We start from the raw sequence: 637 nt of genomic DNA on the forward strand, positions 1-637 counted from the left end.
TGACCAGCAACTACAAGTTCCGCGGTCAGGACCAGGACATGATCGGGAAGAACGACTACGCCAAGACCAAGGGCTTCAAGCCCGCCATCCAGGGCGGCTTCGACTACGCCTTCGGCGAGAGCGGCTTCTACGTGGGCAACTGGAACTCCAGCGTCAACTGGCTGCAGGGCAACAGCATCGAGAGCGACATCTACGGCGGCTACAAGTTCAAGGCCGGCCCCTTCGACCTGGACGTGGGCGCGCTCAGCTACATCTACCCGGGCAACTCCGCGGGCAACACCACCGAGCTGTACGGCGCCGGCACCTGGGCCGACGAGGCCATCGGCTCGTTCACGCTGAAGTACTCGCACACGGTGTCGAAGGACTACTTCGGCTACGCGGGCAACAAGGCCGGCTCGGGGCTGAAGGGCCGCAACACGGGCTACCTGAACCTGGCCTACAGCAAGGAGATCGTGCCCAAGCTCACGCTGAAGGCGGCCGTGGGCTACACCCACATGTCCAGCGACATCCGCAGCCTGGGCTACAAGAGCTACGTGGACTACAACGTGGGCGTGTCGTACGACTTCGGCAACGGCCTGGCGCTGGCCGGCTCGGTGCAGGGCGCCAACAAGAAGAGCTCGTACCTGGCGGTGGCCAA

At 64.1% G+C, this 637-nt stretch carries 1 protein-coding gene; it reads left to right on the forward strand.

Features of this window, described 5'->3' with window-relative positions; genetic code table 11:
- Positions 1-637 (forward strand): TorF family putative porin (locus tag IB278_RS33575; RefSeq protein WP_192328847.1); only part of this gene is annotated, 637 nt, incomplete at both ends.

It is taken from the genome of Variovorax sp. VRV01 (assembly GCF_014852545.1).
Taxonomy (GTDB): Bacteria; Pseudomonadota; Gammaproteobacteria; order Burkholderiales; family Burkholderiaceae_C; genus Variovorax; species Variovorax beijingensis_A.